Here is a 17,474-nt window from a genome sequence, read left to right on the forward strand (position 1 = left end):
TCAAACGCAAGACGCTCTCCGGAACCGCCAAGAAGGACCGGGCGCAGGCCGAGGCCGAGGCCCTGGCGAGGGCCGCCACCACCGCCGACGCCATCTCCGGTTCCGGCTCGCTCGACGTCAACCGGCACGGGTACATCCTCCAGCCACGCCAGCTCGTCGGCGTCCGGGGCGCCGGGGTCACCTACGACGGGGAGTACTACGTCAAGACCGTCACCCACCATCTGCGCCCCGGCTCTTTCCAGCAGAACTTCACCCTCACCCGCGAAGGGCTCATCGCCCGCAGCGACGTCGTCCGGCCCTAGACCGCAGAGGCAGACAACGACAGAGCAGGAGCCCCTATGGCGGCAACGCCCAACAACCGTTTCCTCGGCAAATTCCGGGGCCGGGTGCGGGACAACCAGGACCCGCTCGGAATCGGCAGGATCACCGTCGAGGTGCCCGATGTCCTCGGCGACGAGCCGTCGACCTGGGCGATGCCCTGCTTCCCCTTCACCGGGGATCAGCAGCGGCCCGCCGGGAGTTACGTCGTGCCGTCCGTCGGGGCCGGGGTGTGGGTGGAGTTCGAGCAGGGGGACCCCAGCTTTCCCATCTGGACGGGGTGCTGGTTCGGGGCCAGGGAGCAGCTCCCGGAGGACGCGCGGACCGATCCGGCGACCGCGCACCCCGTGGTGATCCAGACGCCGGGGAAGCACAAGATCGTGATGTCCGACGTTCCGGCCGAGGGCATTTTGCTGCAAGCGCCCGGCGGCGCGTCCATACGGATCGACGCGACCGGAGTGCACATCAACAACGGCCAGGGGGCCTCCGTTTCCCTGGTCGGTGACCAAGTCGACCTGAACCAGGGCCGGTTGACCGTGCCCAAGAAGCGATAGCCAGCAGCGAACGGGGAGGGACAAGCGACGTGTCCGGGAATTCCGGGAACCTCGTCAGCCATACCGCCGTGATCAGTTGCCCGCACGGCGGACGCGTACGGGCGGCATTTGTTCCGTCGTCCGGTGTGCGGCTCGACGGGCAGCCCGTGCCGACCGCCGACGACGCCTTCACGGTCGTCGGCTGCCCGCACACCGTCGACCGCGTCCCGCTGCCGTGCACCACCGTCCGGTGGACTCCGGACCGCGACACGGTGCTGATCGACGGCGTGCCCGTCCTGCTCGACACCTCCTCGGCACAGTGCTTCAGCGCGGGGCTCGTGCCGCAGGGGCCACCCGTCGTCTCCGCCGCGCGGCAAGGAGTCATGTGCGGATGAGGATACGGACCGGCAGGACACACACCGTACGGACGGATATCGCCTTCCCGTTCCGTATCGACCGGCGCGGGCGCACCGCGCACGCCGACCACGACGACCACATACGCGATCTCATCGAGCAGTTGCTCTTCACCAGCCCCGGCGAACGCGTGATGCGGCCCGACTTCGGCTGCGGGCTGCTCGACCTCGTCTTCACGCCCAACAGCCCCGAACTGGCCTCCGCCGTCGAGCTCTCCGTCCAGGCGTCGCTGCAGCGCCGGCTCGGCGAGCTGATCGAGGTGGAGTCCCTGGACGTGGTCAGCGAGGAGAACGTCGTACGCGTCCATCTGCGGTATGTGGTGCGCGCCACCGCAGGCCTGCGCGATGAGGTGTTCGAGGGGAGGGGCGCCGCATGAGCGTGTCTTGGCGCGCTGCGCGGGCTGGGCTGAGGAGCCGCGCAGCGACGAAGGAGCGAGCGGTGACGAAGGAAGCCCGCGCTGGTAAGCGCGCCGAGACTGAGCAGGAGGGAGGGGCATGAGCCATCCGGCCACCGCGTCACGGCGCGATCGCATCAGGGCCGCCCACCTCAACGGGGTCGACGCCGTCGAGGTCGGCGACGACGGCATCACCCTCACCGTCACCTTCCTCGGCAAGGCCCCGCACGGCCTGTGCCCGGAGAACGTACGCGTCGACGGCGGCCGCCGGATCACCGGTATCGAGGTCATGGAGATATCCGTCGAGCGCGAGGAGGACCCGGAGCTCGACGACAAGCTGTACGTCACCGTGGACCGGGCCGGGGACACCTCCGCCTACCGGCTCTCCCTCGTGGACACCGACCCCTACGGACGGCCCGGCACCGAGCCCTTCCCCGGCTTCGACCAGCGGTACTTCTCCGCCGAGTTCACCTTCCGGCCCGACTGCCCCGCCCCCTTCGACTGCAAGGAAGACGGCGACGACCTCCCCGCCACCTTCCGGACCGGGCCCGCCCCGGTCATCGACTACACCGCCCGCGACTACGAAACCCTCCGCCAGGTCGTCCTGGACCGGCTCCGCCTCACCACCCCCGACTGGGTCGAGCGCAACGCCGCCGATCTCGGCACCACCCTGGTCGAGCTGCTCGCCTACACCGCCGACCAGATCAGCTACCAGCAGGACGCGGTGGCCACCGAGGCGTATCTCGACACCGCCCGCCGCCGGGTGTCCGTACGCCGCCACGTACGGCTCATCGACTACCCGATGCACGACGGCTGCAACGCCCGCGCCTTCGTCACCGTCGAGACGGTCGAGCCGCTGACACTGGACCCGGGGGAGTACCGCTTCGCCGCCGTGGACATCCGTACGCTCGGCCCGCTGGACCGGCCGGACATCGGGGCCGTGCTGGACGACCGGGAGCTGGCCGTGCTCGATGAGCGCGGATCGGTTGAGGTGTTCGAGCCCGTCACCGACCAGCCCCTCCACCTGCGACCGGAGCACCACCGCATCCGCCTGTGGACCTGGGGCGGTGAGGTGTGCTCGCTGCCCGTGGGCGCCACGTCCGCGACCCTGCGCGACGCGTGGGCCGACGAGGAGTGCCAGGCTCGCGTGATCGATCTGCGCCCCGGCGATCTGCTGCTCTTCGAGGAGGTGCGGGGGCCGCGCTCCGGAACGCCCGGCGACGCCGACCCGTCGCACCGGCAGGCCGTGCGCCTCACCTCCGTCACCCCCGCCCTCGACCGGCTCGCCGAGCAGCCGGTGCTGGAGGTGACCTGGGCGCGGGAGGACGCGCTGGCCTTCCCGCTGTGCCTGGCCACCCGGGGCGGTCCGCACTGCGCGCCCATCGAGGACGTGAGCGTGGCGCGCGGCAATGTGGTGCTGGTCGACCACGGCCGCTCGCTGACCTTCTGCTGTGGCACACCGGAGACCGTCACCGTGCCACCCGTCCCCGCCGTCGCCGGGTCCTGCGACCCACCCGCCTTCGGCTGCTTCGACAAGGACGCCGGGAACGCGCCCGCACGGCTGATCGACTCCCTGCTGGACCAGGCCCGCCACGGGCGGCAACTCACCCCCGACGACGTACGGGAGCTGTTCACCACCGTCGGCCCGGAGGCCACCGGCCGGGCCGGGATCGGCCTGGAGTCGGCCGGGCGGCGGCGCGAGAAGGTCGTGCCCGGCACCGCGTACGCCCAGGCCGAGGCGCTGCGGACGCTTCTCGCCCAATCCGTCTACCCCGGAATCGTGCCGCGCTTCCGGCCCGTACTGCACCAGGCGCCCGTCACCCAGGCCGTGCCCTTCCCCGATCCGCGTCATATCGCGGCCGGGCAGGCCGAGCATCTGGCCGCCATACCGGGGCGGGTGCGGCAGCGGCTGACGGAGCTGTGGCGCAGCGCCCGCGACCGCGACGGGCTCTCGGACGAGGAGATCGCCGAGCTGGCCGTCCTGTTCGGGCCGCGTGTCCTGGAGCGCCTCGAACTCGTCCGCCACCCCGTCCGCGCCCTGCGCGAGCTGCTGCACCGCTGCGACCGGCTGCTCGACAGCAAGTTGGGGCGCCTGGCCGCACTGACCGCCAAGGCCCGGGCGGGCACCGTCCTGGACGGGCGCATCGCCTGGGAGATCGCGCACAGTTGGGGCCGGGCGTACGCCGCCGGGCTGCGCCCCGAGGATCCGGTGCTGCACGGTTCGGCCGCGGCGCTCGTCCAGGACCCACGGGCCGCGCTCCCCGCCGTACGGATCGAGGACGGCGACGAGACCTGGACACCGCGCCGCGATCTGCTCACCTCCCGCCCCCGGGACCGCCACTTCGTCGGCGAGCTGGAGGACGACGGCCGTACCGCGCTGCGCTTCGGCGACGGCCGGTACGGCGCCACACCGAAGCCCGGCGCGCGCCTCGCGGTCCACTACCGGACGGGCGGTGGCACGGCGGGCAACGTCGGCCCCGAGGCCATCAACCACCTGGTGCTGTGCCGGGATCCGGAAGCGGCGGCCACCGGACAACCCCTGCCCGTGGCCGGGGTGCGCAATCCGCTGCCCGCCGTCGGTGGCACCGAGCCCGAGCCGGTCGAACAGGTCCGCCAGCTCGCCCCGCTCGATCTGAAGCGCACTCGGCACCGGGCCATCACCGCCGAGGACTACGCGGCGCTCGCCGCCGAACTGCCCGGGGTGCAACGCGCGGCGGCGGAGATCCGCTGGACCGGCAGTGTGCGGGAGGCGCACATCGCCATCGACGCGTACGGGACCGGGGCACCGCCCCCCACACTCCTCGACTCGGTCGCGCACGCCCTGGAGGGCTACCGCCGGATCGGACACGACCTGGTGGTCGGCCCGGCCCGCGCCGTGCCGCTGGACATCGCGATCGAGGTGTGCGCCGCGCCCGGACATCAGCACGGGCAGATCCTCGCCGAGCTGTACCGGGCGCTGGGCAGCCGCCGGTTCTCCGGCGGGCGGCTCGGCTTTTTCCACCCCGACGCGCTGACCTTCGGCGAACCGGTGCGGCTCAGCCGTCTGGTGGCCGTCGCCGCGGCGGTGCCCGGGGTGCTGAGCGTCGAGGTCACCCGGCTGCGGCGGCTGTGGCACGAGGGGCTGGAGGGGCCGAAGGAGTCCGATGACGGCACCTCGTACGAGACGTCACACGGCGAGGCGCTGGAGGAGGGCATCCTGCGCATCGGCCCCCTGGAGATCGCCCAATGCGACAACGACCCCGACCGGCCCGAGAACGGCCGCCTGGTCATCGAGCTGAAGGGGGCCCGATGAGCGACCACCCCGAGCACGTCAACTCCGCTGGCTGCGGCTGCGGTTGCGGCGGCCACGACGAGCGCCGGGCCGCCCCCGGCACCCCGCACAACCCGCCCGGCCGCACCGCCCTGAACTATCGCGTCGGCGACTACGGCTCGTTCCTGGCCGCCATGCTCGACCGGCTCGCCTCGCCCGCCTACCCCGCACTGCGCGGCCTGACCGTACGCACCCCGGACGACCCGGCCATCGGGCTGCTGGACGCCTGGGCGGTCTTGAGCGACCTGCTGACCTTCCACTCCGAGCGGATCGCCGACGAGGGCTATCTGCGCACCGCCCACGACCCCCGCTCGCTCGCCCTCCTGGGGCGGCTGGTGGGGCATGTGCCACGGCCGGGCGTGGCCGCCGACACCCACCTCGCATACACCCTGGACCGGGATCCGCGCGCCGAGGACGTGATGGTGACCATTCCGCGCGGGGCCATCAGCCACAGCGTCCCGGCGGCCTCCGACGAGGAGTCGCAGACTTATGAGACGAGCGAGGATCTGACGGCCCGCTGGGCGTGGAACGAACTGGCGGTGCGCCGCCGCCGGCCCGCCCTGATCGGCCCCGACGACCTGCGGCGCCGCTCCGAGCTGCTGGTGTCCGGAACCTCGCTCGGGCTGACCGTCGGCGACAAGCTGCTCTTCGTCTTCGGCGGGACGGCGGAGTCCGGGGGTGGCGGCCAGGGGGCACCTCCCAGCGGCAGCTGGGGGAGGCTGCTGCTGCCGGTCGCGCGGGTGACCGTGGACCGCGACGAGGACGTGACGGCGATCGGGCTGCCGCGGTCCGCCCCGCCCTCGCTCAAGGAGCTGGTGGACGAGGTACGGCGGTGGATCACCGACCCGGAGGCGGACGAGGACCCGGACGACCGGGGGGACGCCGAGCCCACGCCGGACCACCCTGATCCGCGTCCCGTCAGCCGCTTGATCGAGGAGTTCGACGCGCAGGTCCTGGCGTCGCTGCGGGGCGACCTTGACGGGATCACCACGCCCGGGCAGCTCGCCCGGCGGCTCGCCGAACCGCATGACCGGCTGGCGGAGGCGCAGGTGCTGGCCGCCCCGTACGAGGAGGTCGCCGCCTGGTTCGGGCGGCTGGAGGCGGTGATCGGCGAACTGCGCGAGCGGGCAGGGGAGTTGGACGCCGCCGGGTCCGGCGAGGTGCGGCTGCGGTCCCAGCTCGCCGAGGACCGTCCCGCGGCCGACAGCGCCACCGAAACCTACGATCCCGTCACCGGGACCCACGGCCTCGCCACGGGGACCCATGCCCTCGCCACCGGGCCAGCCCACGGCACCGCCGCCATGCGCGCGCTCGGCGCCGTCCTGCCCGCCCTGCGCACCCGCGTCGTACGGCCCCCGTCCGGCGCCCGCGCCACGGCGGCGCACGATCCGCGGCGGCTCTTCGGGCCGGGGTCCGACCTGGCCGCCGGGCTGCTGTCGGCCCTCGACCCGAGGGTGGCGGACGGGATGTACGCGGCGTGGCGCCGGGCCGCCCCGGCCGCCACCACCCCGCCGGGGGCCGTCCCGCTGCTGCGCGAGCTGCTGGCGATGCGGGTGACGGCCGCGACCTTCGGCGCGATGGCGCCGCTCAAGCCGGTGCAGGACGACCGGGGCCGGGTCATCCGGCAGACCGACTGGCCGCTGACCGGCGGTGAGCTGACCGCCGTACGGATCGTGTACGACACCGCGGTCAAGGCGCCGGTGAAGGCGGAGTTCCAGCACATCGAGACCGGGACGTCATGGCAGCGCAGCGAGAACCTGCCGCAGACCGCCGAGTTCGAGCTCGGTCCGGGACGGGTGCAGCTGTCCACCCGCGTCGGTCAGGACCACGACCTGGGCTGGCTCCGGGGCCGTCCCACCGACTCGCAGGAGCCCGGTGTCACCGCCACCCTGCTGCCCGGACTGCCCGCGCTCACCCTGTTCGTGTCCCGGCCCGCCGAGGACGGGCGGGTGCATGTGGTCGTGGACAACGGAGAGACCCAGCAGTGGATGCTCAGCCGTGGCGAACCCCCGAAACAGATCGGCTACGGGGCCTATGAGCTGACGCTGCGGTTCACCCCCGGCAGCGAGCCCCCGGCCGTCGAGATCGGCATCGCCACCGTGCCGGAGCCCACCAACCGCTATGTGCTGCCACTGGATTCGGTCCAGAACTCCATCACGGTCGGCAGCTGGGTGGCCATCGAGCGCCCCCGCAAGGGTTCCGGCGAGCCGGACGGCATCCCGGGCGACAAGAAGCTCGCCTTCGTCACCACCCGCGTCGTCGCCGTGCGCACCGCCGCGTACACCAACTACGGCATCACCGGCCGCGGCACCCAGCTGACCCTCGCCGACCCGTGGCTCGACGAACACGATGTGCTGCTCTCCGCCATCCGCGACACCACCGTGCACGCGGGCGGTGAACCGCTGCGCCCGGCGGACGAGCCGCTGGGCGAGGATGTGCACGGCAACGAGATCGAGCTCGCCGAGCTGTACGACGGGCTGCGGCCCGGCCGCCGGATCGTCGTCTCCGGTGAGCGCACCGACATCCCGGGGCCGGCCGGTCCGGGTGGCCCGACCGGGGTCCGGGGCACGGAACTGGCGGTGATCGCCGCCGTGGACCAGCGCGTCGACCCCGACCTGCCCGGCGACCATGTGCACACCACTCTCACCCTCACCGCCGATCTGGCCTACCGCTACCGGCGTGAGACGGTCCACGTCCAGGGCAACGTCGTGCCCGCCACGCACGGCGAGAGCCGTGACGAGCCCATCGGCAGCGGCGACCCGGCCGTGGCCAACCAGACCTTCACGCTGTGGCAGTCGCCGCTGACCTGGCTCCCCGCGGACAACCCCCTGGGCGCCACCCCCGCCCTCGAGATCCGCGTCGACGGGCTGCTGTGGCACCGGGTGGACAGCCTCGCCGGACGCGGACCGCGCGAGCGCGTCTACGTCACCGGGACCACCGGCGACGGGCGGACCACGGTGACCTTCGGCGACGGGGCGCACGGCGCCCGGCTGCCCGGCGGCCACGAGAACGTACGGGCCCGCTACCGCTTCGGCACCGGCGAGGCCGCCAACGTCCCCGCGGACCGCGTCACCCAGGCCCTGACCCGGCCCCTCGGCGTCACCGCCGTCACCAATCCGCAGCCCGCCACCGGCGGCGCGGACGGCGACGGCCCGGGCCTGACCCGCCGCACCGTCCCGCTCGCGGTCTCCGCGCTCGACCGGCTGGTCTCCCTCCAGGACTACGAGGACTTCGCCCGGTCCCGCGCGGGCATCGGCCGGGCCGCCGCCCGCGAACTCTTCGACGGGCGGCGCAGGGTGCTCCATGTGACCGTGGCCGGAGTGGACGACGCGCCGATCGGCGCGGACGCGGAGGTGCTGCGCGCCCTGCGCACCTCGCTGGCCGCCTACGGGGACACCCGGCTGCCGGTCCGGGTGGATGTGCGGGAGCTGGTGCTGCTGGTGCTGGTGGCACGGGTGAAGGTGGCGCCGGACCACTCCTGGGAGCTGGTCGAACCCCGGCTGCGCCAGGCCCTGCTGCGCGAACTCGGCTATCCGGGCCGGGAGTTGGGGCAGCCCGCCGCGCTCTCCGAGGTGCTGGCCACCGCCCAGTCGGTGCCCGGTGTCGACTACGTGGACGTGGACGCCTTCACCGGCGTCCCGGCCTCCAGCACCCCGCGGGAACTGGCCGACCTGGCCGCCCGGCTCACCGAGCCCAGCGCCTTGGTCCCCGCCCGGCCCGCCGAGTACGCCGAGGACACCTACCGGGTCACCGCCACGGACGGCGAGACGCTGACCGACATCGCCGGACGCCACGGCATCCCGCTCGCCGAACTGCTGCGTCTCAACCCCGACATCACCGACACCCGCCGCCTCGCCAAGGGCCGCTCGGTGTCCGTGTTCCGCGGCATCCGCCCGGCGCGGCTCGCGATGTTCTCACCCGATGTCCCGGACACGCTGATCCTTACGGAGGTCACCTCATGAGCAGGGAGCCGGACGGGCTCGCCGAGCTGCTTCCGCAGTGGCATCGCCTCAGGGAGGCCGAGGCGGGCGAGCCCCTGCGCGCCCTGCTCGCCGTGGTAGCCGAGCAGGTCGATCGCGTACGCGACGGGGTGGAGCACCAGTACGACGACTGGTTCGTGGAGACCGCCACCGCATGGGTGCTGCCGTACCTGGGCGATCTTGTGGGCTACCGTCCGCTGCCCGGCTACGAGCGGGTGCCGGCCACCGGACTGCGCGACGGCGGGCCGCCGGACGCCTCCCTGGCGCGGCTGGCCGAGGCGCTGGCGCCGCGCCGGGACGTGGCCGCCACCGTGGCCCACCGGCGGCGCAAGGGCACACTCGCGCTGCTGGAGGAGCTCTCCGCGTCGGTGGCCGGATGGCCCGCCCGCGCCGTCGAACTCTCCCGGCTCACCGCGCACCAGCAGCCGGTCAAGCTCTACGGCGGGACCGGCGGCGCGGCGGCGGACCTGCGCAGACTCTCCCGGGGCCGGCTGGCCGACCTGCGGGACGGGGCGGCGCTGGACCTGGCGGGCGGGCCGTTCGGCACGGTGGCGCGCTCGGTGGACGTACGGCGCGCGGGCTCCCGTCGCAGACAGGGCGGCCACACCCCGGCCGGGGTCGGGCTGTTCGTGTGGCGGCTGAAGCCGTACCACGTGACCAGGGCGCCCGCGTACTGCATCGACCGGGCCCGCAACCTCTACACCTTCTCGATCCTCGGCAATGACACCCCGCTGGTGACCCGCCCCGAACCCGAGCCGTCGGCTTCGCATATCGCGTCCATCGACAACGTGCCCGCGTACATCCGCCGCCGTCAGCTCGTCGGCCATCTCCTCGACTACTACGGACCGGGCAAGAGCTTCACCATCTGGCGGGACGGCCACGACGAGCCCGTGCCGCCGTCGGACATCGTGGTGGCCGATCTGACGGACTGGCGCTACCGCGCGGGGCGCGGCCAGGTGGTCATCGACCCCGAACTCGGCCGGATCGCCTTCGGCTCGCGCGCCGCGCCCCGCCACGGCGTCTGGGTCACCTACCACTACGCGTACCCCGACGACATGGGCGGCGGGGAATACGACCGGGACGACCGCGAGACCTCCCCGGCCGCGGAGGTCTACCGGGTCGGCCCGGGGTGTGCGTACCAGCGGATCATGGACGCGTACCGGCAGTGGCAGCACGACCGGCGGGGCGGGCGATGCGGCCCCGAGGGCATCATCGAGATCGCCCACAGCGGCGCCTACCAGGAGCAGCTGGACTTCGACCTGGACCCGGGCGACCGGCTCGAACTGCGCGCCGCCGAGGGCACCCGGCCGGTGATCCGGCTGCTGGACTGGTACAGCAACCGCCCCGACGCGCTCAACATCCGGGCGCGGGAGGAGCACGGCAACACCGGTGGCGAGGCGCCGCGCATCGTGCTGGACGGGCTGCTGATCGCGGGGCGCGGCCTCAACGTCACCGGGCCGGTCGGCGCCGTGGTGCTGCGCCACTGCACCCTGGTCCCCGGCTGGTCCCTGGAGCCGGAGTGCGAGCCGCGCTCGCCGGACGAACCCAGCCTGGTCCTGGAGCGCACCACCGCGTGCGTCCAGATCGAGCGCAGCGTCCTCGGCACCATCGAGGTGATCGGCGAGGAGGTGCATACCGACCCGCTCGCCCTCCACATCCGCGACTCCATCCTGGACGCCACCGGACACGACCGCCCGGCGCTGTCCGCCCCGGACTGCCGCCACGCCCACGCCGTACTGCACGCCCACCGCGCCACCGTCATCGGCGAAGTACACACCCACGCCGTGCGGATCGGCGAGAACAGCCTCTTCACCGGGCGGATGCACGTGGCCCGGCGCGGTGTCGGATGTCTGCGGTTCAGCTATGTGCCGCCGGGCTCGCGCACCCCGCGCCGCCACCGCTGCCAGCCGGATCTGGTGGGGGCCGAGGAGGCGTGGCGGGTGCGGCCGCTGTTCAGCGGCGAGCGCTACGGCACACCGGTGTACGGGCAGCTGGCGGCCGGATGCGCGGAGGAGATCCGCCGGGGTGCCGAGGACGGCGCCGAGATGGGCGCCTTCCACGACCTGTACCGGCCGCAGCGCGAGGACAGCCTGCGGGCGCGGCTCGCGGAATACGCGCCGGCGGGCACGGACGCGGGAGTCATCGCCGTGACGTGAGCCGATATGGCACCGACGCCGATGCCCCGGCCCGCTCGTCCGGGCCGCGCCCGCCAGACTTCCGAACCTTCCGAGGGGGACCCCTTCCATGCACGCCGATCTCTCCCGTCTCACCTTCCGGCCCGACCGGCGCTACTCCGCCGTCGTCGCCCAGCAGGGCCGCGTACAGCTCGACGCCGACGCCAACGAGCAGACCGCGATCCAGCTCCACCAGGCCCGTACGCTCGCCGCCGACCTGATCGGGCAGCACGGCGGCCCGTCCGGGGACGCCGGATTCCACATCCGGTTCAAGGGCGGCAGCCGCGATCTGGACGACCTGATCATCGAGGGCGGCCGCTACTACGTGGGCGGCATCCTGTGCGACGCGACCCGGCCGCTGCCCGGTGTGGCCGTCGAGGACGAGGCGGCGGACCAGGCATCCGGCACGGAGGGCGAGGCCGACGCGCCCGAGCCCGACGAGCCGCCCGCCACCTGGACGTACTGGGACCAGCCCGACGCCTACCGCGACCCGGAGCGGCCCGGCGACCGGCTGCCGGAGCAGCGCCCGTTCCTGGTCGCCCTGAAGGTGTGGGAGCGGTCGGTGACCGCCGCCGAGGACCCGGCGCTGCGCGAAGTGGCCCTCGGCTCGGCGATGCCGGACACGGCGGCCCGGGTCAAGGTGGTCTGGCAGGTGCTGCCGGTGGAGAGCGCGGCCCTGGAGCTGGAGAACCCGGGAGGGGCGAGCAAGGAGCAGGTCGGCAAGGCGTTCGAGGCGTGGGCGCGGAAGGCCACGGCGCCCGGGTCCCGGCTGGCGGCGCGCGCCGAGCGGCCGGAACACGCGGACCAGGACCCCTGCCTGGTCCGCCCGGACGCCCGCTACCGGGGGCCGGAGAACCAGCTGTACCGGGTGGAGATCCACGAAGGTGGCACGGCGAAGGAGGCCACCTTCAAATGGTCCCGGGAGAACGGCTCGGTGGTCTTCCCGGTCGATCAACTCGACGGTACCTGGGTCGAGTTGGCGTCACTGGGCAGCGACGACAAGCTGGACCTCAACGTCGGGGACCTGGTGGAGTTCGTGGACACCGCCTACTCCAGCCGGGGCGAGCCGCTGCCGCTGCTGCGGGTGGAGGAGGCCGACCTGCCGGGGCGGCGGGTGCGGCTGTCCGGTGAGCCCGAGCCGGGTGTCGGACGACGCCCGGAGCTGCGGCCGTTCCTGCGCCGCTGGGACCACCGGGAGACCACCCGGCGCCCCCGCAAGGGCGCGGCGGCGCGGCTGAAGCGCGGTGCGCTCAAGGTCGAGGAGGGCCGCTGGCTGCCCCTGGAGGACGGCGTCGAGGTGTACTTCGCCCCCGACGGCGCCTACCGCTCCGGGGACCACTGGCTGATCCCGGCCCGCACCGCCACGGGCGGCGTGGAGTGGCCGGTGAACGCGGCCCGCAAACCGCTCCTCCAGGCCCCGGCCGGGATCCAGGCGCACTACGCGCCCCTGGCGTGGGTGACCGCCGAGCAGGCGGAGCTGGATCTGCGGATGGTGTTCGGGCCGCTGGCCGTTCCCGCCCCGGCCGCGGACGCGTCGGCGCTCGCGGCGGAGGCCGACGCGGCGGCCGAGACCAGGGCCAGGGAGGACACCGAACCGGAAGCGTAGGCCCGGCGCGGAGCCGATTGAGTTCCGTGCCCGCGGCATCTGTACATCACCATGCCTCACCCTAAGGAGCACACCACCATGGCCACGCCGCTCACCGCCGACCGTCTGCTCAAGGCGCTTCGCGACGAGGGACTGGAAGTCCATGAGTACCGCGACTGGCGGACTCACAACCGCAACAGCAAGGGCCCCTGGGGGCCGGTCAACGGGGTGATGATCCATCACACCGTCACCAAGGGCACGGACTCCTCCGTGGAGCTGTGTTACGAGGGGCACGCCTCGCTGCCGGGGCCGCTGTGCCACGGCGTCATCGACAAGTCCGGCGCGGTCCACCTGGTCGGCAACGGCCGCGCCAACCACGCGGGCCTGGGCGACGGCGACGTGCTCAGAGCCGTCGTCAACGAATCCGCGCTGCCCCCCGACAACGAGGCCGACACCGACGGCAACCGCCACTTCTACGGCTTCGAGTGCATCAACCTCGGCGACGGCGAGGACCCCTGGCCGGAGGCGCAGAAGCTGGCGATCGAGAAGGTGTCCGCGGCCATCTGCCGCGCCCACGGCTGGACCCAGCGCTCGGTGATCGGCCATCTGGAGTGGCAGCCGGGCAAGGTCGACCCGCGTGGCTTCACGATGGACAGCATGCGCAGCCGCGTCGCCAAGCGGCTCGGCGCCAAGCCGGACGGCCCGGCCCCCAGACCACCGGCGTCCTACGAGCCGTTCCCGGGCGCCGACTTCTTCCGGAACGGCCGTGCAAGCAAGATCATCACGGCGATGGGCAAGCGGCTGGTGGCCGAGGGCTGCGGTCGCTACGAGGAGGGCCCGAGCCCGGAGTGGACCGAGGCGGACCGCAAGTCCTACGCGGCCTGGCAGCGCAAGCTGGGCTACTCAGGCGATGACGCGGACGGCGTCCCCGGCAAGACCAGCTGGGACAAGCTGCGCGTGCCGAACGTCTAGTGCCGCGTCAGTCAAGGTTTGCCCGGTAGCGAGGCGTCCTGGTGCGGTCAGCTGCAAGGCGCCGAATCGGCCTCGAGGGGGCACCGCCCGGACGAAGTCCGGGGGAGGGCCTACTCGGTCGGTTCGGCAACGCCGCCGGGGGCACCTCCCAGCGGTAGCTGGGGGCGGCCGTGCCAGGGCGGCGAGCGGGGCAAACCTTGGCTGACGCGGCACTGGCCGTCACACCAGTTCCCCTCAGGCCGCCATAGCGGCTTCCCCGCCCCGGGGGCGGAGCGAGGAGCGGTCAGCCGTCCTCGCTCCCGCCCCCGGGGCAGCCCGCGTCCAGCAGCGGGTCGATACCCGCCCGGAGGAACCGCAGCAGGGTGTCGTCCGGCGTGGCAGCCAGCGCCGGTGAGCGGATGGCCAGGCGCAGCAGGGTGATGCCCATCAGCCACGCCGCCATCAACTCGGCCCGCAGCTCGGCGTCCTCGCCCTCCAGACGCCGCGCGAACCCTTGCGAGAACACCTCGGTGATCTCCTCGCGGAACCGCCCGACGGTCTCCTCCCGGCTGGAGGAGCGGAGCTTGGTCAGCAGCGGATGCGGGGCCTCTTCCTCGGTGGGCCCCGTGGAGACCACGTCGCAGATCCACGCCGACACCTCGTCCAGCGGCAGATGGCGCAGCGGCTCGAACATACCGGTGCTGGTCGACACGGCGTCGAACAGCGCCTCCTTTGAGCCGAAATAGCGGTAGACCAGGGCTGCGTCCACCCCCGCGTCCTTGGCGATGTCGCGCACGCTGCAGCCGTCGTAGCCGTATCTGGCGAACCGCAGCGCGGCGGCCCCCAGCAGGGCGCTGCGCGTGCCCGCCGCGTCGTATCTGCGGGCGCGGCGAGGGTGGTCGTCGCACCCTCCTGTGTCGCTTGCCCGGTTCACCTGTCGTACCTCCGCCTGGACCGTGCCGTACATGCTGCCGGTTCAGCCTCGCATGTCCAGAAGTCACCCACTGTTGTCATCACTTGTTGACCAAGCTGTGGGTCGGCGCGTTATTTTTGTCAACGCGTGGTGACTTTGGTCGCCGCCTCGCGCGGTCCCGGCCGGACGACGGTGTCCGGCCTGCTCGAATCCCGACCGGGCGGCCCTGCGCCGCCCTCGCCACGCACCCGCATCTGACCCCCAGCAGAAGTGGTGATCCCCTGTGCAGATACGACGCGTCGCGGTGGTGGGCACCGGCTATGTCGGACTGACCACCGGCGCCTGTCTGGCCACCCTCGGCCATCGAGTGGTGTGCGCGGACACCGACCACCAGAAGGTCGAACGGCTCCGGCGCGGACAGGTCGACATCCTCGAGCCCCGGCTGCCCGAACTCGTCCGGGAGGGACTGGACTCCGGGCGGCTCGCGTTCGTCCGCGACACCCGGGCCGCGGTCGCCGACGCCGACGTGGTGTTCCTGTGCCTGCCGACCCCGATGGGCGTCGGTGGCGCCGCCGACCTGGCCGCCGTCGAGGCCGTGGCGGACCAGATCCGCGACGCGCTGCCGCGCGGCAGCGTGGTGGTCAACAAGTCCACCGTGCCCGTGGGCACCGCCGAGCGCGTCGCCGCGCTGCTGGACCGCCCCGACGTGGCCGTGGTGTCCAACCCGGAGTTCCTCCGTGAGGGTTACGCGGTGCGCGACTTCCTCCACCCCGACCGCATCGTGGTCGGCGCCGCGGACCGGGACGCGGCGCGGCGGGTGGCGGATCTGTACGCCGGGCTGGACGCCCCACTGGTGCTCACCGACGCCGCGGGCGCCGAACTCGCCAAGTACGCGGCCAATTTCTTCCTGGCCATGAAGCTCTCCTTCGCCAACAACCTCGCCACGCTGTGCGAGCACTTCGGCGCCGACGTGGACGATGTGCTCACGGGCATCGGCCACGACCCCCGCATCGGCTCGGCCTTCCTCAAGCCGGGCCCCGGCTGGGGCGGCTCCTGCCTGCCCAAGGACACCCACGCCCTGCTGACGATCTGCCAGGACTCGGGCGTGGACTTCCCGCTGCTGGGCGCCACCATCGAGACCAACCTCGAACACCAGCGGCGGCTCGTCGAGCGCGTGGTGGCCGGATGCACCCCGGGCGACGGCTCGCTGCGCGGCGTACGGCTGGCCGTGCTGGGCCTGGCCTTCAAGGCGGGCACCTCCGATCTGCGCGACTCACCGGCCCTGGCCATCGCCCGGCTGCTCAAGGAGCGGGGCGCCGAACTCCACGCCTACGACCCCGCGCTCAGCGAGACCCGCCCCGACCTCAGCGATCTGCTCACCCTCGCGGACACCCCAGAGGAGGCCCTGCGGGGAGCGCGCGCCTGTCTCGTCCTCACCGAGTGGCCGGAGTTCCGAGCCCTCGACTGGGAGCGCGTGGCCGGACTGCTCGCGGCCCCGGTCGTCTACGACTTCCGCAACCTCCTGGACCCCGACCGGCTGCGCCGCGCCGGACTCAGCTGCGAGGGCATCGGCCGCACGCCCGCGATGGCGCGCTGACCGCCCCGCCCCCTCTCTCGCCGTATCTCCCGCCGTATCTCTCCCGTACGAGACCCTTCCCACAGAAAGGCCCCTGCGTTGCGGGTTATGTTCACCACGCTCGCCAGCCCCTCCCACGGCCGGGCGCAGCTTCCCCTGGCCCGGTCCCTCGCGGCGGCCGGCCATGAGGTGCTGGTGGTCACCACTCCGGCCCTCGTCCCCGTCTTCGAACGGGAGGAGGTGCGGGTGACGAGTGCCATCAACGACTTCAGCCCGTCCTCCCTCCTCGGCCCCGTCCTGGCCGAGGAGACCGAACGGGCCGGTCTGCCGGACATGGACGACGAGCAGCGGCAGGAGTTCATGCTGCGCGTCATGTGCAAGGTCGTGTCCGGCCCGATGGCCACGATGCTCCTGGACGCCGTGCTCCCCGTGGCACAGGACTTCCGCCCCGACCTCGTCCTGCGCGACGGCATGGACCTCAGCGCGTGTGTCGTCGCCGAAACGCTCGGCATACCCCAGCTGCCCACCCCCTCCGGGGCCGTCAACGGCTTCGACCCGGCCGAGTTGCTGCCGGGCCTCAACGCCCTGCGGAAGCGGCGGGGACTGCCCTCCCCCGAGGACCCGCTGTCGATCGTGCCGCACGGCCGCATCGACTACGTACCACCGTCCTTCTCCTTCGCCCATCATCTGCCGGCCACCTGGGCCTACCGGCAGACGGTGGACGTGGACCGCGGTGCCGTGCTGCCGCGCTGGGTCGTCGAACTGCCCACCGACCGGCCCCTGATGTTCGCCGCCATCGGCACCGCGATCCCCATGTTCCACGACGCCTCACGCGAGGCGGAAGCCGTGCCGCCCATGCCGATGCCGGACCCGGTGGACACGCTGCACGCCATGGTCCAGGGCGTGTCCCGGCTGGAGGAGTGCACCGTCATCCTCGCCACCGGGGGCATCCCCGTGGACACCGACGGGGTGCCGCCGCATGTGCACATCACCGAGCGGCTGCCCCAGCCCCTGCTGCTGGAATCCGTGGACCTCTTCCTCACCCACGGCGGCTTCAACAGCATCCGCGAATCACTGCGCACGGCGACACCGATGGCGGTGCTGCCCCAGTTCGGCGACCAGCCCGGCAACGCACAGCGGGTCGAGGAACTCGGCCTCGGCCGGCGTATCACCGATCCCACACCGGACGGCATCACCGCCGTCTGCCGTGCGGTACTGGCCGACGACGGCTGCCGCGCCCGGGCCCGCCGGGCGCGGCTGGAGATGCTGGCACTGCCGGAGATCGACAGCGCCGTCCCCGACCTGGAGAAGCTCGCCGGATAACAC

General features: G+C 73.0%; 11 protein-coding genes and 1 pseudogene. 11 read left to right on the forward strand and 1 reads right to left on the reverse strand.

Annotated elements, in window-relative coordinates; translation table 11 throughout:
- From GWI24_RS22935 to GWI24_RS22975, 9 genes and pseudogenes are all read left to right on the forward strand, one after another.
- Nucleotides 1-302, forward strand: a pseudogene (locus GWI24_RS22935) (hypothetical protein); the annotation flags it as partial.
- Nucleotides 303-338: 36 nt separating this feature from the next.
- Entirely contained in the window at nucleotides 339-872 is a 534-nt protein-coding gene (locus tag GWI24_RS22940; RefSeq protein WP_210947799.1) for a phage baseplate assembly protein V, read from the forward strand.
- Nucleotides 873-901: 29 nt separating this feature from the next.
- The gene (locus GWI24_RS22945; RefSeq protein WP_210947800.1) at nucleotides 902-1,246 is read left to right on the forward strand and encodes a hypothetical protein; all 345 of its coding nucleotides are present in this window, start codon (nucleotides 902-904) and stop codon (nucleotides 1,244-1,246) included.
- Nucleotides 1,243-1,641 carry a GPW/gp25 family protein gene (locus GWI24_RS22950; protein ID WP_210947801.1) on the forward strand — a complete coding sequence of 133 codons (399 nt, stop codon included), beginning with the start codon at nucleotides 1,243-1,245 and terminating at the stop codon, nucleotides 1,639-1,641. Before GWI24_RS22945 ends, GWI24_RS22950 begins: the two co-directional genes overlap by 4 nt.
- A 118-nt stretch (nucleotides 1,642-1,759) precedes the next feature.
- Nucleotides 1,760-4,951 (forward strand): putative baseplate assembly protein, encoded by a 3,192-nt coding sequence (locus GWI24_RS22955; RefSeq protein WP_210947802.1) that lies wholly within the window; start codon nucleotides 1,760-1,762, stop codon nucleotides 4,949-4,951.
- Complete coding sequence (locus tag GWI24_RS22960; protein WP_210947803.1) at nucleotides 4,948-8,931, forward strand: putative baseplate assembly protein; 3,984 nt, start codon at nucleotides 4,948-4,950, stop codon at nucleotides 8,929-8,931. The genes GWI24_RS22955 and GWI24_RS22960 overlap by 4 nt, the downstream gene beginning before the upstream one ends.
- Nucleotides 8,928-11,105: a hypothetical protein gene (locus GWI24_RS22965; RefSeq protein WP_210947804.1), complete on the forward strand. Its 2,178-nt coding sequence runs from the start codon at nucleotides 8,928-8,930 to the stop codon at nucleotides 11,103-11,105. The genes GWI24_RS22960 and GWI24_RS22965 overlap by 4 nt, the downstream gene beginning before the upstream one ends.
- 88 nt (nucleotides 11,106-11,193) lie before the next feature.
- On the forward strand, nucleotides 11,194-12,729 hold the full coding sequence (locus tag GWI24_RS22970; protein WP_210947805.1) for a DUF6519 domain-containing protein: 1,536 nt from the start codon (nucleotides 11,194-11,196) through the stop codon (nucleotides 12,727-12,729).
- Between the two features lie 78 nt (nucleotides 12,730-12,807).
- The gene (locus GWI24_RS22975) at nucleotides 12,808-13,680 is read left to right on the forward strand and encodes a peptidoglycan-binding protein (protein WP_210947806.1); all 873 of its coding nucleotides are present in this window, start codon (nucleotides 12,808-12,810) and stop codon (nucleotides 13,678-13,680) included.
- Nucleotides 13,681-13,963: 283 nt separating this feature from the next.
- On the opposite strand, the gene GWI24_RS22980 is transcribed toward GWI24_RS22975, so the two are convergent.
- Nucleotides 13,964-14,593 (reverse strand): TetR family transcriptional regulator, encoded by a 630-nt coding sequence (locus tag GWI24_RS22980; RefSeq protein WP_308343945.1) that lies wholly within the window; start codon nucleotides 14,591-14,593, stop codon nucleotides 13,964-13,966.
- 262 nt (nucleotides 14,594-14,855) lie between these two features.
- Between GWI24_RS22980 and GWI24_RS22985 the strand changes: the two genes are divergently transcribed.
- Both GWI24_RS22985 and GWI24_RS22990 read left to right on the forward strand, forming a co-directional pair.
- Nucleotides 14,856-16,169, forward strand: coding sequence for a UDP-glucose/GDP-mannose dehydrogenase family protein (locus GWI24_RS22985; RefSeq protein ID WP_210947808.1), 1,314 nt, complete (start codon nucleotides 14,856-14,858; stop codon nucleotides 16,167-16,169).
- Nucleotides 16,170-16,256: 87 nt separating this feature from the next.
- Complete coding sequence (locus tag GWI24_RS22990) at nucleotides 16,257-17,471, forward strand: glycosyltransferase (protein ID WP_210947809.1); 1,215 nt, start codon at nucleotides 16,257-16,259, stop codon at nucleotides 17,469-17,471.
- Nucleotides 17,472-17,474: the final 3 nt, after the last annotated feature.

This window comes from Streptomyces sp. MK37H (assembly GCF_018035285.1).
GTDB classification, from domain to species: domain Bacteria; phylum Actinomycetota; class Actinomycetes; order Streptomycetales; family Streptomycetaceae; genus Streptomyces; species Streptomyces endocoffeicus.